Origin of the sequence: Moraxella sp. K23, assembly GCF_041154765.1 — a bacterium.
Taxonomy (GTDB): domain Bacteria; phylum Pseudomonadota; class Gammaproteobacteria; order Pseudomonadales; family Moraxellaceae; genus Faucicola; species Faucicola tetraodonis.
Window position 1 is genome coordinate 1104844 of sequence record NZ_AP031595.1, and the last position, 15172, is coordinate 1120015.

Annotated in this window: 13 protein-coding genes; 5 read left to right on the forward strand and 8 right to left on the reverse strand. The window is 43.7% G+C overall.

Going from position 1 to position 15172, the window contains the following annotated elements; genetic code table 11:
- The first annotated feature begins 86 nt into the window (after positions 1–86).
- Positions 87–1169: an outer membrane protein assembly factor BamD gene (locus ACAM37_RS04800; protein ID WP_369626737.1), complete on the forward strand. Its 1083-nt coding sequence runs from the start codon at positions 87–89 to the stop codon at positions 1167–1169.
- Positions 1170–1256: 87 nt separating this feature from the next.
- The gene (locus ACAM37_RS04805) at positions 1257–3467 is read left to right on the forward strand and encodes a DNA primase (RefSeq protein WP_369626738.1); all 2211 of its coding nucleotides are present in this window, start codon (positions 1257–1259) and stop codon (positions 3465–3467) included.
- Positions 3468–3479: 12 nt separating this feature from the next.
- Here ACAM37_RS04805 and ACAM37_RS04810 read toward each other — a convergent pair whose 3' ends face one another.
- The 4 genes from ACAM37_RS04810 to ACAM37_RS04825 are packed head-to-tail and all read right to left on the reverse strand — an operon-like array spanning position 3480 to position 8102.
- Positions 3480–4793 carry an ABC1 kinase family protein gene (locus ACAM37_RS04810; protein ID WP_369626739.1) on the reverse strand — a complete coding sequence of 438 codons (1314 nt, stop codon included), beginning with the start codon at positions 4791–4793 and terminating at the stop codon, positions 3480–3482.
- A gap of 13 nt (positions 4794–4806) precedes the next feature.
- On the reverse strand, positions 4807–5601 hold the full coding sequence (locus ACAM37_RS04815; protein WP_369626740.1) for a HesA/MoeB/ThiF family protein: 795 nt from the start codon (positions 5599–5601) through the stop codon (positions 4807–4809).
- 43 nt (positions 5602–5644) lie between these two features.
- Entirely contained in the window at positions 5645–6499 is an 855-nt protein-coding gene (gene prmC / locus ACAM37_RS04820; RefSeq protein ID WP_369626741.1) for a peptide chain release factor N(5)-glutamine methyltransferase, read from the reverse strand.
- A 4-nt stretch (positions 6500–6503) separates the two neighbouring features.
- A complete protein-coding gene (locus ACAM37_RS04825) occupies positions 6504–8102 on the reverse strand; it encodes an AmpG family muropeptide MFS transporter (RefSeq protein WP_369626742.1) in 1599 nt (532 codons plus the stop codon).
- 338 nt (positions 8103–8440) lie between these two features.
- Here ACAM37_RS04825 and ACAM37_RS04830 point away from each other — a divergent pair, with 338 nt between their 5' ends.
- The 3 genes from ACAM37_RS04830 (at position 8441) to ACAM37_RS04840 (ending at position 10912) form a co-directional block, all read left to right on the forward strand.
- Positions 8441–8839 (forward strand): type II toxin-antitoxin system HicB family antitoxin, encoded by a 399-nt coding sequence (locus tag ACAM37_RS04830; protein ID WP_312275622.1) that lies wholly within the window; start codon positions 8441–8443, stop codon positions 8837–8839.
- A gap of 74 nt (positions 8840–8913) precedes the next feature.
- Positions 8914–9840 (forward strand): LysR substrate-binding domain-containing protein, encoded by a 927-nt coding sequence (locus ACAM37_RS04835; RefSeq protein ID WP_062330529.1) that lies wholly within the window; start codon positions 8914–8916, stop codon positions 9838–9840.
- Positions 9841–9910: 70 nt separating this feature from the next.
- A complete protein-coding gene (locus tag ACAM37_RS04840; RefSeq protein ID WP_369626743.1) occupies positions 9911–10912 on the forward strand; it encodes an LLM class flavin-dependent oxidoreductase in 1002 nt (333 codons plus the stop codon).
- 57 nt (positions 10913–10969) lie between these two features.
- Here the strand turns inward: ACAM37_RS04840 and kdsB are convergent, their stop codons facing one another.
- From kdsB to ACAM37_RS04860, 4 genes are all read right to left on the reverse strand, one after another.
- Complete coding sequence (kdsB, locus tag ACAM37_RS04845; protein ID WP_369626744.1) at positions 10970–11764, reverse strand: 3-deoxy-manno-octulosonate cytidylyltransferase; 795 nt, start codon at positions 11762–11764, stop codon at positions 10970–10972.
- A gap of 21 nt (positions 11765–11785) precedes the next feature.
- Positions 11786–12889: a tetraacyldisaccharide 4'-kinase gene (gene lpxK / locus ACAM37_RS04850; RefSeq protein ID WP_369626745.1), complete on the reverse strand. Its 1104-nt coding sequence runs from the start codon at positions 12887–12889 to the stop codon at positions 11786–11788.
- Positions 12889–14652 (reverse strand): lipid A export permease/ATP-binding protein MsbA, encoded by a 1764-nt coding sequence (gene msbA, locus ACAM37_RS04855; protein WP_369626746.1) that lies wholly within the window; start codon positions 14650–14652, stop codon positions 12889–12891. Before msbA ends, lpxK begins: the two co-directional genes overlap by 1 nt.
- Before the next feature lie 63 nt (positions 14653–14715).
- Positions 14716–15171, reverse strand: a complete 456-nt coding sequence (locus tag ACAM37_RS04860; protein WP_007116636.1) for an ExbD/TolR family protein — start codon at positions 15169–15171, stop codon at positions 14716–14718.
- Between the last annotated feature and the right edge of the window lies 1 nt (position 15172).

Genomic DNA, 15172 nt, shown 5'->3' on the forward strand with positions numbered 1-15172 from the left:
AAATTTTTAATACAATATTTTGCATTCAGTTTTGAATAATAAGTATTATGATGGGCAAATATTTTTGCAATAGATTTGAGGTTCGTATGCATCATCTTTCCAAAGTTGTGGGTGTCACCGCAATTACTCTGGCTTTGACCACTTTATCTGGCTGTCAAACGCTAAAAAATTCAAAATTGTTTGGTGGCAAAGACGAAGTCGTCGCGACCAAAGCTGAAAAAAGCGAGCAAGGCTACTACCAAGCGGCGTCTGACAATATCAAAAAAGGCAACCTTGCTAAAGCGATTAGCCAGTTAAACGATTTACGGACTTTCTATCCTGTGGGTGATTACAGCGAGCAAGCGTTACTTGACTTGATGTATGCGCAGTACCAACATGGTGATTATTTGGATGCGATTGCCAGTGCTGATCGTTTTATCCAGTCTTACCCATCCAACCCGCAAGTTGACTATGCGTACTATGTTCGCGGCATCTCAAATATGCAGGCAGCCTCAGGCGGCGTAATGAAATACACCAAACTTAATCCTGCACACCGTGATATGGGCTATTCGCGCATTGCCTTTAATAACTTTCAGCAACTGATTAATCGCTTTCCCAATAGTGCCTATGCCCCAGACGCTGCGCTACGTATGCGTTATATTTATAACCAATTGTCAGAAAGTGAGATGGATGTAGCGCGCTGGTATATTAAACGCAAAGCCTATGTGGCAGCTGCCAACCGTGCTAAATGGGTGTTTCAGTACTATCCACAAAGCGAAGCGATTCCAGAGTCTATTGCAACTATCGCCTATAGCTATGACAAACTGGGAATGACAGATACCGCCAATCAATATAAACAACTACTTCGTATCAACTATCCTGGTCTGATTGATGCGCGTGGCAACGTCAAGCTTGATAATACTCGTACCGGTTCAAACTGGTTAAATAAAGCCACATTGGGCGTGCTGGGTCAAAGTTCAAAAAATGCTGCTGTTCAAGGGCTAGCCCAGCAGTCGGGGCAATACTCAGGCAATACCAAGCCACAAGTGATTCAGACTTCAACTCAGCAAGCTGCGGCAATGCGCTTGCCGAGTCCGGCTACCACGGCAAATGATGAAACTCCGACAAGACCACGTGAGACCACAATTGGTTTGGGTCTGCCACCTGACAATACCAGTCAAGTCAAATAATCTATAAACCCCGTTAACATTAGCTAGGTTTATCCTAGCTATTTTTTTTCAATCAGCTAATTTTTAACTGGAAATGCGCTTTTTACCATGAGTAACAATGCCATCATTGATCAAATCATTGCCAATGCCGATATCGTCAAGATTATTGGCAAGCATGTGGAGCTCAAACGTTCGGGCAATGAATTCAAAGGCTGTTGCCCTTTTCATGGAGAAAAAACCCCCTCATTTTTTGTCAATCCGCAAAAAGGGTTATATAACTGTTTTGGCTGTGGTGTCGCCGGCAATGCGCTCACCTTTTTGAAAGAGTACGAAAACCTCACTGCGGGCGAAGCACTCAAAGAACTGTCCCGTCAAACGGGGATTGAGCTGCCCAAAGAACCTGTCAACAAATCGCATACCTATAAAAAAACACCCATTCAACCCAAACCTGCTGTATCGCAAGCAAGGGCATCCTCTCATCAAAATCTGGCTCAAAGTTCCACTCAAACCCTCTCTGACTCAGATGTTGCCGAGCGTCCGGCTATTACCAATACAGAGGCTTTGTGGATAGACGCTTTTGATGATTTTCAAACATCTGATAACTTAGATGCCAGCTTTATCCCTTTTGGTGAGTATGATGATGCAAGCGTTGGCGGGTTTTCACCCTTTGATGACTTGGGTAATAGCAGTCCGCAGGATAGTTCATCGAGTTTATACGACTTACTGACCCAAATCTGCCAGTTTTATCAACATCAATTACAGCAAAATAGCTTTGCCCAACATTATTTGCTCAAACGTGGTCTGACGCCGCACACTATCGACGAATTTGCCTTGGGTTTTGCCCCAAATGGTTGGCAACATCTTGAAGAAGCCTTCCCTCAAGACATTGAAGGTTTAAAAATCTTAGGATTGGTGCGCACTTCGCAAAATGGGCGTGATTTTGATTTGCTGCGCAATCGGGTGATTTTTCCCATTCGCGACCAACAAGGACGGGTGATCGGCTTTGCCGGTCGCACCATGTCGGATGATGAGCAGCCCAAGTATATCAATTCTTCAGATTCACCTGTATTTCATAAACAAGCCGTGTTGTATGGTCTTTTTGAAGGGCGCAAGGCCAAAGCCAAAGACTGGCTGGTGGTTGAAGGTTATATGGATGTCATAAGCCTTCATCAAGCGGGCGTGTATGGCGCAGTTGCCTCCATGGGAACAGCGCTGGCGCAATCACAAATCGAAAGATTGCTGCAATTTAATCCCATACTTACTTTAAGTTTTGATGGCGATAGTGCAGGACAAAAAGCCGCGTGGCGCGCCATGGAGGTGGGTTTGCCTGCGCTCACTGATGGCAAGGAATTACACTTTTTGACACTGCCAGATAATCATGACCCTGATAGTTATGTCAAAGCGCATGGTATGTTAGCGATGCAGCAACAAATCGCCCAAGCCGTTCCCCTATCAGCGTATTTGTACTCAAGTCTGACGCGTCAATATCCTACCAATACCCCTGAAAATCGCAGCAAGATTTTGCAGCAGCTCTCTGCGCTGACCCAAAAACTGCCAAAAGGCAGTTATGGCTGGTTGCTGCGTGAAGACATCAAGAACAAAATGGGATTGGGGCGAAAAAACCAAGCACGGCAAGCGCAAGATGCCCTGCTCAATTTTGATAGCGAATTGACGGTACAACTGCATCTGCAGCTGTGTTTTTTGTTTCAGCCAGAGCTGTTAGGCAGTCTGGAAAATAACCGCATTAGCCAATCTGTCATCCGTGATATTTATCAGCGCAGCGAAGCGGCTAATGTTTTTAAGCCGAAACACCCATCTACCAAAGCAACAGCCCCGATTCGATTGGACGAAAATTTAACGGGTGACACTGAGGGTATCACTCATGCCATGGATACGCCCTGCAAAAACTATGATGAAAGTTGCTGCCTAACTTGGCAAGCCATTGCCGATGAAGAACTATTGAAGTTGATTACTTGGATTCAAACCATTCAATCAAGATTGCAGGATTTTGATAACCCAAAATGGTCAACTTACGAGCGAATCAATGCCAAAGCACATTTTATACTGGCGGGCTTGACATCAGAGCAGCAAAATAAACTTATCAAACATTGGGCGCGGTTTTTTAAAGAACTTAGTCAGCGCAATATTGATGATATCTCAGACCTGGTGACAGAGTTGGTGGTTCAACTGATGTTAGAAACTCTACAGCGCGAACAAAAAACCCTAAAAGCAGACTTAAAGGCGCTGAGCCTATGTATCAAACACCACCAAGCGATTTCAACTTGGCTTAGAACATGGCTACAGCGCAAAGAGGATTAATTCATGGCGTGTTTATGCCATTTTAATCCGCGCATCATGAAACATATCCATTTCAGGGGCAAGTACTTTCATAAAACGGTCAAAATATAACAGTTGCTTGGTCAGTAGCGCAAAATCTCTTGGGAAGTGAATGCCATGGCGTTTACCGACTTCCACCATTTCAAGCAACATTTGATTGATTTCATCAGTATGATCTTTTAATCGGTTTGGCATGGTTTGGTCAATGGTTTTGCCCATAAACAAACTATCTTCCGCCAAGATTTTTTTCATCACTGATTCAAGATCTTGGGCAAGGACATCGACATTGACTTGCTCTCGCGCATGGGTCATATCCATTTCAACCATATAATGCGCCATGCCGCGATAGTCTTCTTTAGCAAAACTATCCATCATGCCCATACTGGCTTGCCAGGCTTTGGGTTCAAGTTTACCGACAATCCCAAAATCAATAAAGCCAATACGACCATCAGTCAACAACATCAAATTACCTGCGTGCAAATCAGCATGAAAACTATTGCACAGCATCAAGCTAGAAAACCACGTATTTAAAGTATCTGTCATCACCTGTGCTGGGTATTTGCAGTATTGACGCATGGCAGCATCATCAATCATCGACACCCCAAAAAACTGTGTCATGACAAGTACTTTTTTGGTACTGATATCATGATAAACATCGGGCGCGACTACTTTATGATTGTCGGTTTTTTTCAAAAAATCTTGGAAATCATCAATGTTTTTGGCTTCTTGTAAGAAGTCCGTTTCTGCTGCCATGCGCAAACGGATTTCATCAATAATGGGTGAAATACTGGCAAATTTTAGCGATGGTGCGATACTATCAATCAGTTTAGTCAACCCAACCATCATGCCTAAATCGGTTTGAATGATGGTATCTACTTCAGGTTTTTGCACTTTTAACACCACATTATCGCCATTTTTTAAAATAGCACTGTGAACTTGGGCGATGGATGCAGACGCTAGCGGTTTGACCTCAATACTTTGAAAAATATCTTCTAATGTCTGCCCGTCTTTTTCCAGCTCCTCTCTTAAGACGCCTTCAATATAGCTATAAGGCATGGGCGTGGTTTGATCCAGACAGCCTTGAAATACTGTCACATATTCGCGGGGAAAGATGGACGGGGTACTGGCAATAAACTGACCGATTTTGATATAGGTAGTACCCAACTCTTCAAAGCTTTGGCGCAGCAACGTTGGGGTCATTTTTTCACCTTGGGCGATACGCAGCCCTGCTTTGCCAGCAACGGTTGCCGTTTTTCCGACCCGCTGAATGACATTTAAGGATTTTTTAAAAAAGTGATTTTTTTGCATGATTAACTCTAGTTTAAATTACGTCTGTGATAGCGGATGGGTGGCTACAAATCTCGCAGTTAGCGTCTTTACGATAGTGAAGTTTTTTAAGATTCATGGTTTTGCCGTTCCATAGCAATAACGTTTGCGCTATAGGATTGATGCCCAGTCCCAAAAAACTTAAAGCCGCTTGGGCTTGAAGGTTGCCGATGATTTGGGTGGTACTGGCAAGCACACCGCTAGTAGCACACGTTTGCTCATCATCCCCTGCCCCTTGAAATAAGCAATGATAGCAACCTTGCTGCGGCGCAAATAATGCCAGTTGCCCGGTTTGCGCAATGGCGGAGGCTGATAATAATGACAAATTTGACTTGACAGCGATGGTATTAATGAGGTCTCGTGCTTTGAAGTTATCTGTGCAATCACAGATTAATTTGCTTAGGCTATTTATTTTCGCTTGTTCAACCATTTGTTGATAATTATCGGCTGTTAAACGTGCTTGTATGGCGATAACCTCACAAAATGCATTGATTTCATGTAATTTAGCTTTGGCTACCAGCGCTTTAGATTGACCGATATCGTTAGGGGTAAACAACGACTGCCGCTGCAGATTGCTCTCATCAATCGTATCATCGTCAATAATCAGTAGTTTGCCAATACCAGCACGGCACAAGGTTTCTGCAAGTGGGCAGCCTAGCCCGCCCATGCCAATAATAATCGCACAGCTATTTTTTAGCCGCGTTTGTGCTTCTATATCCCATCCTTCTAGCAATATTTGGCGGGCATAGCGTAGCATTTCTGCATCGGTTAATTCTGTTTGTTTTGACATAGTAGTTAAATTTCACATATTTACTTAGGCTATTTTAGCCCCATTAATTTAGTACACTAATTAGTACACCTAGCGTTACCCGTTCATTGTCCCCATAGTCTTTGACGGTGATTACCTCGCCAAAGCCATTTGACAAAAACACGCCCCTAACCTGTTCGCCCTGGTCATACCCATGTTCAATCGCTAATAAGCCATGAGGCTGTAAAAATTGTGGGGCAGTTTTGACAATATGACAGATATCCGCCATGCCCTTATTATCCGCGATTAACGCGCTAACGGGTTCATCGGTTAAGCCTGCCAAGTGAGGATCGTTAGGATCGATATAAGGAGGATTAGATACGATGATATCAAATTTGTTGTTTTCATCTGCATTGGTTGTCATAAAGGGTTCATACCAACTGCCTTCAAAAAACGCGATATTATTAACCCCTAGTCTTTTAGCATTTTGTGCTGCAACGCTCAGTGCCTGAGGTGATTTGTCTACTGCACTAACGGATGAATTTTTAAATTCCTCTGCCAGCGTGATGGCAATACAACCTGACCCCGTGCCTAAATCTAAAACATTCATTGGTTTGCTTAGGCTATTTCTATGATGGTTAAGCACCGCCTCTATCAACCGCTCGGTATCAGGACGCGGTATTAAAGTATGCTGATTGACTAAAAACTCATGCTGCCAAAAACTTTGTTTACCTAGCACATAAGCGAATGGTTTGCCGGCTATCAACTCCTCTAGCGCAGCAAAATATTGAGTGGCTATTGTTGCAGTCACCATTTCGCCATCATGGGTAATAAGATAAGTTTGTCCTACATGAAGATACTCACCCAGCAACTGTTTGCGGATATGTTTTTCAACCGTGCTTGGTACAGCCAACAATGATTGAATAGTGTAAGATGACATTGAGTTATTCATGGGTGATGTTATCGCTTCTTGTCGCATCTTGGCTCATCACATGCTTATCTACCATATAAATCAACAACAGCACAGGAATGCCAATCAGTGCAGTAAAGGTGAAGAAAGCAGGATACCCCATGGTTTCTACCATCGCACCTGAGTAGCCACCTAAAATCTTTGGTGTTAACGTCATCAATGAACTAAGCAGTGCATACTGTACCATGCTAAAGCGAATATTGGTCAATACCGATAAAAAGGCGACGAAGATAGCACTTGCTAGACCTGATGCGAGATTATCAAACATCACTGCTGAGTACATGTAAAAAAAATCATGTCCCTTGCCCGCCAAAATCACAAACAATAAATTACTGGCTGAAGCTAAAATAGCACCAATCAACATAGCGTTCATGATTTTAAAACGCTCGGCAAGCAAGCCGCCTAGAATACCACCTACAATTGACATCCCCATCCCAAAGGTTTTGACCGCCAAGGCGATATCGGTTTTGCTAAAGCCTAAATTGACATAAAACAAGTTTGACGTCGTACCTGCCACAATATCTGAAATACGATACAAGCCTATCAATAAAATCAGCCATACGGCTTTTTTCCCATACCGAATGAAAAAGTCTTGAATCGGTGCGACCCACATGTCAACCGCGACTTGCTTTTTGATGATTTTGGCTTTTAATAACACTAAAGCGGTGCTAATGGCGATAACAACAGCGCCAATAAATTTAATACTCTCATAAACAAAGCCCAAAAATTTTGACTCAGTCTCTGGAAGCACATGACCGATGACAATAAAACTGGCAATCAACGCAATCACTGAAATTAAAAATAGTAAAAACAGTTGAAAATAATCCGACATCGGGCGTTCATGCTGCACCCGGGTGACGGTGGGTTCTTTAATCAAAAGGGTGGTGACAACCCCTATTAGCATCAAAGATGCCATAATATAATAGGTTTGCTGCCAAGCAGCGTAGTTGTAAGTGGCTTTGGTCGAGCCAAAATATTCTGCCAAGAACAGCGCTCCCGCCCCTGCGACAATCAGACCGATTCGGTAGCCTGCCATAAACATACCAGAGAGTACGGGCTGCATAGATTTTTCAGCAATTTCAATGCGATAAGCATCAATCACAATGTCTTGTGTCGCCGCTGAAAAACCTAACAACACGGCAAAAAATGCCATGTAATCAAGTACAACATCACTGGTGGGATTGAAACTACCAAGCATAAAAATTGCAAAGGCAACCACAATTTGTGCCACAACTAGCCAACTACGGCGTTGGCCTAGCATTTTGGTTAACAGTGGAATCGGCACGGCATTGACGAGGGGCGACCAAACAAACTTAAACGAGTACCCCAGCATCGCCCAACTAAACATGGTGATAATTTTGATATCAAACCCTGCTTCTTTGAGCCAAATTGACAAACTAGAAAATATCAATAGATAAGGCAACCCTGAAGAAAAACCCAATAGCAACATCACCCAAGCGCGCTTGTCCATATAGGCTTTGATGGCTTCGCCCCAAGACTTTTTTGTGCCTGTTGAGCTTTCGCTGGGTAGCGCCGCTTGGTCGTTTGACACAGGTTGTTTTGATATTTGCATGTTACCTCTCACTGATCACGCACGATTTACCACAAAACTTCATTAAAATCTTGCTATTGTAGCGGTTTTCTAGGTGTAGACAAACTAAAATTATTATAGATGTCTGAAACGTTGATATCTGAAACAAGGTGGCAATACAACTGAATCAATAACTGAGTCAATGTCTGTATACTTGTCACATTAATCAATTCCTTAAATTTTAGGCCTATTAAATAGGCCTGACTTAAGCAGCTAGGTTTTGAACCTGCTATTTTATGGTAATATGCTATACTTGACACCCTGCGATGACTTTCAACCTTTTTGTCAGTTGTTAGCTGTTAACGGCTTTGGGGCAAATTATGCAATACCCGATTGCTATCTATCAGCAAAATAATGCCTATCATGTCACGGTACCTGATATTGAAAGCATATCTGTAGTCGATAGTAGCATGGCAGGCGCAGTGTCTAATACACGTATGGCGGTGATGAGCCATTTATATCACCTAATTGAAGAAGATTTACCGATTCCTGAGCCCTCGTCTGTCACCGAGCATTTGATAAAACCTAAATACGCAGGCTATACTTGGGCCATCGTGAGTGTTGAGTTATCACGAATTATGGGAAAAACCGTCGAAGTCACTTTACAGTTACCCAGCCAGCTTATTTCTCAAGCCACTGAGCAATTTGCTGACGAGTCACTTGATAAAATCGTGTTAATGGCATTAAAAAGCTATGTAAAAAATCAGTCTAATGGCTAATTTTGTTAATATTTAAGTTCAACCAAGCTCATAAAGCGAGCATTTTTATTTCGTTTTTTTATTAAGGTCATTTTATGGCAATCAATGTTGTCATCAATCAACGTTATTTACAAATCCAACTCAAACAACTTGAAACCGTTTGGCAGACTGTGATTAATAATTACAATCTAAGCCAAGCTGCCAAAGTATTACACACCAGTCAATCCAGTCTTAGTAAGCATATTGCCGCGCTCGAAAGTCAGCTTCGAGCAGAAGTTTTTGTGCGGCAGGGTAAGCGATTGGTGGGTCTCTCTCCTATCGGGGAGCTGCTACTGCCGCATATTGAGAAAATCTTTGTGGAAGTAAGGTCGATTGAAAATTTAACTTTAGATTTTCAAAATCCCCATCAGGGTGAGTTGTCAATTGCCACGACCCATACCCAAGCACGTTATGTGTTGCCTTGGGTGGTACAGCGCTTTAAACAACAATTTCCCAATGTCCATCTGATTTTACATCAAGCTGACCCCGAGTCGATTGCCAATATGGTGGCACAAGGTCAAGCCGATATTGGCATCGCAACTGAATCGCTGCTTGCGCACGATAATCTACACTGTATTCGCTATTATGATTGGTATCATCATGTTATTGTGCCAGTGGGACATGAGCTTGAGAGTCGCACTGAGATTGATATCCAAACCTTAGCGAAATATCCGATTATCACTTATCACGGCGGTTTTACGGGCCGTGGTGCGATTGATAGAGCCTTTAGCGCGGCACAGCTGACGCCTAATATTGTACTTACTGCTTTGGATGCCGATGTGATTAGTACCTATGTCGGTATTGGTATGGGCGTGGGCACGATCGCTGAAATGGCATTTGAAGGTCAGCATTATCGCAATCTTGTCAAAATTCCAACGAAAATTTTTGGAAAACATGTGACGTGGATAGCCACCCGTGTCGATGGGGATATCCGTAATTTTGGCAAAGCTTTCATTGATATTTGTCAGCAACAATTTGGGTGATTGATTTTTTTGGATTCGCCATTATAAAGGGACTACTATTCTTTTTATGATGACTACAATGATGACAAAGATGACCAAACAAATCCCTATTTCATTTTTAGACCTTGTTCCTGTACCTGAAGGCAGTGACGCTAAAAACGCGCTTAAGCAAGCGGTGACTGTTGCCCAAACTGCCGAACAAGTAGGTTTTAACCGCTATTGGCTGGCTGAGCACCACAACATGCGTGGCATTGCCAGTACCGCAACCAGTGTGTTGCTAGCTCATATTGGCGCTCACACCTCAACAATACGAATTGGCTCAGGCGGTATCATGCTGCCTAACCATGCGCCCTTAGTGGTCGCAGAACAGTTTGGTACGTTAGCTACTTTGTATGGCGAACGTATCGATCTTGGCGTGGGCCGTGCCCCTGGTACGGATGGGGCAACCTTCCGTGCCTTGCGCCGCACCACGAATGATGCCGAAAACTTCCCGCAAGATGTGCAAGAGCTGATGCATTATTTTGACCCGCTCGATGGTCAGACAGTGACTGCCATGCCGGCTAATGGCTTAAATGTTCCTGTTTGGATTTTAGGGTCGTCTTTATTTGGCGCCAGTCTCGCTGCTGCATTAGGTTTGCCTTATGTATTTGCGTCTCATTTTGCGCCGCAGATGTTATCCCAAGCGGTGACATTGTACCGTGAGAATTTCAAGCCGTCTCGCTACTTGCAACAACCTTATGTGATGGTAGCAAGTAACTTGCTATTGGCCGACACCGATGAGGAAGCCGCTTACCAATTCACCTCAGCGCAGCAAAGTTTTGTCCATTTGCGCCGTGGTAAACCCTCACAAATGCCAAAACCAATTGAGAATATTGATGCTTTTTGGACATCTGCAGAAAAATACATGGTTGAATCGTCGTTGGCAATTTCGTTTGTCGGCACACCTGACAGTGTCAAACCAAAACTTGACCATTTTCTTGAGACTATCCGCCCTGATGAATTGATTGTCACTTGTAATATTTATGACCAACAAGCCCGCCTCAACTCCTTATCTTTGGTGAAATCGCTTGATTTATTTAGCTTAAACAGCTAATCAAAACCATAAAAACGCAAACCACAAAAAAGCCCAAGATTAACTTGGGCTTTTTTATTATTTCAATAATTCTGATAAAGCCAACTCATTGAGCCGATCCAAATCCTCTTGCGTGTCTACACCGGGCGGCAACAATTCTGAAGCGATATCAATGGCGATACGCATGCCTTGCTCCAAAATACGCAATTGCTCCAATGATTCAAGCTGCTCTAGCTCGCCTTGCTGCCAAACACTAAATTGCTGTAACAAACTGACCCGATAAGCATAAATGCCTAGGTGTCGGTAAGCGTTTTTTGGCGCGCTATTTTCATCATTGTTTGTCTGGTCGGTCAACAATGCTGTATGGCGATCGCAAGGAATCGGTGCTCGGCTAAAATACAAGGCTTCCTTGTGGGCATTTTTGACGACTTTGACTACCGATGGCCGTAAAAACTCTTCAACGCTTTGGATGGGTTCAGCCAAAGTCGCCATCACGCAATCTTTTTTTTGTAGCAGGAGCTCAGTCACTTGTTTGATAAGTCCTGCAGGCACGAGTGGTTCGTCGCCTTGCATATTAATCACGATATCTTCAGTTGACCACTGCTGAAGCCTAGCTACTTCAGCAAGCCTATCAGTGCCAGACGCATGATTGGGGTCAGTCATGATGACAGCTGCCCCATAGTCTTGACACAGTTTAGCGATGTTATCGTCATCGGTTGCCACAAAAATATCATCGGCAATTCCCGCCGATTTCACCGCATTGGCACGATCAATCACCCATAGAATCATCGGTTTGCCATGAATTTCTAACAGCGGTTTGTTGGGTAGTCGGGTACTTTTTAGACGGGCCGGTATGACCAAATGTTTTAACATATTGTATTTCCTACAAGTTTTTTAATTGTCAGCATTGTCAGCTAGGGCAACCAATTTACCGATTTGTCGGTCGATTAACGCATAAAAGGCGGCTGATAATTCGGCTTCTACCGGTAACACCCAGATGTTTGTTGCAATGTCATTTTTTTCATGACCTTGGGCGAACAAAACACGCAATTTGACTGCATCCTTATCGGTGACGATAATCGGTAACTTTGGCAAGTTGGCAAAATCTTGCAAACTATAAGTGTGATGGTCATTTAGTGGCATCGGTATGATGTCAAATCCTAATTGGCTTAGGCTATTAAAAAAACGCTGCGGCAATCCAATCCCCGTCATGGCAATCACTTGTTGGGCAGGTAAACTATCTTGCGCAGGCGTTTTAAATAAAGGTGTTTTAAATAAAGGTTCTAGCGGTTTTTGTAGCAAACGCATACGAATATCGGGTGATATGCTATGACTATTTTTGCTTAGGCTATTTGAAAAATGGGTTAAAGCCTGAGTATCCTGCCAATCACTTTGATGAAATATGACGGTGGTATTGGGCTGATACAGGCGTTTAATCGGTTCGCGCAGAAAGCCTGTGGGCAATAGCTGGCGGTTACCAAAGCCGCGATCGGCATCGACGACAATCCAGTTTTCATCCCTATCCAAGGCAAAATGTTGCAGTCCATCATCCGCCAAAATAAGTTGAATGCTTGGGAATTGCTCAAGCAATAACTCAATTGCTTGAGCCCGGTTTGGACAGACTGCCATTGGCACGCCTGTACGCTGCACAATCAGACACGGCTCATCACCAACCTCACTGGGCTTTGAATTTGCTGTCACGATACAAGGCATCAGCTTGGCTTGTCCACCATAGCCACGACTGATGACGCCGACTGTCAGCCCTTTTTGCTGCAGGTAAGTTACCACCGCAATGATTAGCGGCGTCTTACCACTACCGCCAACCGTGATATTGCCCACTACAATGACGGGCACCTTGGGATAATAAACGGGTTTTAGCCCTAGTCGATAAATAGTTTTATTGAGCCAAAAAACCAACCCATACAACCAAGACACGGGCAATAACAACCATAGCCACAGAGATTTGTTGCGCCACGCCTGTAGTAGTGTCTGTTGCATTAGCTTGACAATATGTCCTCTTCAAAATGACGCTCATACAACTTGGCATACGTACCTTGCGCGGCTAGCAAACTGTCGTGGGTACCGACTTCGATGATTTCACCGTTATCCATGACCACGATTTTATCGGCATTTTGGATGGTCGTTAATCGATGCGCGATAACGATGGTGGTTCTGCCATGCATGACGCGCTCCAGCGCTTTTTGGATATAAAATTCTGATTCGTTATCTAGCGCGCTCGTGGCTTCATCCAAAATCAAGATAGGCGCATCCTTTAGCAGGGCGCGTGCAATGGATAAGCGTTGGCGTTGTCCGCCAGATAACTGCAGACCCTGTGAGCCAATCTTTGATTGGTAACCCTGCGGCAACTGCATGATAAAATCGTGCGCAAAGGCTGATTTTGCAGCATCAATCACTTGCTCCGAGGTTCGATTAGATAATTCGCCATAGGCGATATTGTTGTGGATAGAGGTATCAAACAGTACCACTTGTTGGTTGACGCTGGCAATCTGACTACGCAGCGAATGTAATGTCAAATCTTCGATAGCGACATCGTCAAGATAAATATTGCCCTTTGTGGGTTCTAGCGCGCGCATCAGACAGTTGACTAGGGTAGTTTTACCGGCGCCACTGCGACCGATTAACGCCACGGTTTCACCGGGATTGACCACCAAATTTACGTTGTTGAGCGCTTGTTTGCCATCCTCAAAAGTGACGCTTAGGTTGTTAAGTACTATTTTACCGGTTAGGGTTTTTTCAACCTTGCCTGTGTCTTTTTCTTCGGCTTCATCGAGCATCTCAAATATAGAATCCGCCGCCGCCAAACCTTTTTGTAAGCCTTGATTAATATCGGTCAACGAGCGCACGGGTTTACTCAGTAGCCCTGCGGCACTGATATAAGCGATAAACTCGCCTGCGGTGGTATCGCCTAATACGTTTGGTCTTAATGCAATCCATACCACCACAGCCATCGCGCACGCCATCAATAATTGAATTAATGGCGTATTGATGCTATTGGTTACCACCACCTTTAGCCCTTGTTTAAGATTGGTTAAAGAGGCGTTATTAAACCTTGTCAGCTCGTTTTGCTGACCGCCATAATTTTTGACCACTTGGTAGCCTGTGATGACTTCATTGGTAATATGACTGACTTCACCCATGGACTTTTGAATACCGCGCGACAGCTTGCGAAAGCGTTTACTGGCTTTACCGACTAACAATAAAATCGGCGGCAATACCACAAACAACGACAGGCTTAATTTCCAATTACTGTAAAGCAAAAACGCCAACAATCCAATCACGGTCAAACCATCGCGTAACAAGGTTTTGAGCGTATCGGTACCCGCCGCAGTGACTTGCTCGACATCAAAGATTAATTTTGCAGAAATCTGACCGGCATTGTGGCTCAAATAAAATTGGCTGGGTAATCTGAGCAATTTTGAAAACACTTGCATACGCAGCTGATAGACGACATTGCGTGAAATCACTGCACTAAAGTAATTACCCAAAAATGAGCTAAGTCCGCGCAGTACAAACAACAATACGATTAAAGCTGGAAAAAGATTGATATGCGCTTGATCACGATCATTAATCGCATCAATAATGAATTTGACCAGCTTGGCAATGCCCACTTCGGTGCCTGCATTTAAGGTAAAGCCAATGACGACTAGCGTCATCGCCCACCAATACGGCTTGAGATAACCTAGCAATCTTCGATAGGTCTGCCAACGTGGGTGAGCATTGGAAGGTTTTGAAACGGTCATGGCATCTCAATATATAAAAGAACGACTTAACAGCTATTGTATCAGTAAATTGAACCATAAAAATTATTTGACATCTGGCGCTGGGGCAATATTACTATCGAGCGAAGTGACAGGTATCACAGTACTGATATTTAAATTCATAAAGCCCATTTTACCCGCTATATCCATCACTTTAACCACCGATTGGTGACTGGTATCGGCATCGGCGGAGATAACAAATAGCTGCTTTCGGTCTTCACCCGCTTCTTGACGGATCATTGCCGTCAACTCAGCTTCGCCATTGCCAGATAAAGCAATGCCATTGACCAAATAGCTACCATCTTTTTGCACCGCGATTTCAATGCGTTTGCTTTTCTCAGTAATCGGTACGCCTTCTGCTTGCGGCAAAATGATATTGAGTTTGCTAAAATGGTTGAAAGTGGTCGACAGCAGTAGAAAAACAATCAAAAACAGCAAGCAATCAATCATCGGGGTAAGATTGATTTCTAAAGGTTCGACCGTGGGTTTACGAAATCGCATG

Excerpts from the sequence above, each read along its gene's own strand:
- kdsB (WP_369626744.1), bottom strand. The coding sequence starts at position 11,764 with ATGTTAAAACATTTGGTCATACCGGCCCGTCTAAAAAGTACCCGACTA.
- ACAM37_RS04860 (WP_007116636.1), bottom strand. The coding sequence starts at position 15,171 with ATGCGATTTCGTAAACCCACGGTCGAACCTTTAGAAATCAATCTTACC.
- prmC (WP_369626741.1), bottom strand. The coding sequence starts at position 6,499 with ATGTCATCTTACACTATTCAATCATTGTTGGCTGTACCAAGCACGGTT.
- ACAM37_RS04810 (WP_369626739.1), bottom strand. The coding sequence starts at position 4,793 with ATGCAAAAAAATCACTTTTTTAAAAAATCCTTAAATGTCATTCAGCGG.
- ACAM37_RS04815 (WP_369626740.1), bottom strand. The coding sequence starts at position 5,601 with ATGTCAAAACAAACAGAATTAACCGATGCAGAAATGCTACGCTATGCC.
- msbA (WP_369626746.1), bottom strand. The coding sequence starts at position 14,652 with ATGACCGTTTCAAAACCTTCCAATGCTCACCCACGTTGGCAGACCTAT.
- ACAM37_RS04800 (WP_369626737.1), top strand. The coding sequence starts at position 87 with ATGCATCATCTTTCCAAAGTTGTGGGTGTCACCGCAATTACTCTGGCT.
- ACAM37_RS04825 (WP_369626742.1), bottom strand. The coding sequence starts at position 8,102 with ATGCAAATATCAAAACAACCTGTGTCAAACGACCAAGCGGCGCTACCC.
- ACAM37_RS04805 (WP_369626738.1), top strand. The coding sequence starts at position 1,257 with ATGAGTAACAATGCCATCATTGATCAAATCATTGCCAATGCCGATATC.
- ACAM37_RS04830 (WP_312275622.1), top strand. The coding sequence starts at position 8,441 with ATGCAATACCCGATTGCTATCTATCAGCAAAATAATGCCTATCATGTC.
- lpxK (WP_369626745.1), bottom strand. The coding sequence starts at position 12,889 with ATGCAACAGACACTACTACAGGCGTGGCGCAACAAATCTCTGTGGCTA.
- ACAM37_RS04840 (WP_369626743.1), top strand. The coding sequence starts at position 9,911 with ATGACCAAACAAATCCCTATTTCATTTTTAGACCTTGTTCCTGTACCT.
- ACAM37_RS04835 (WP_062330529.1), top strand. The coding sequence starts at position 8,914 with ATGGCAATCAATGTTGTCATCAATCAACGTTATTTACAAATCCAACTC.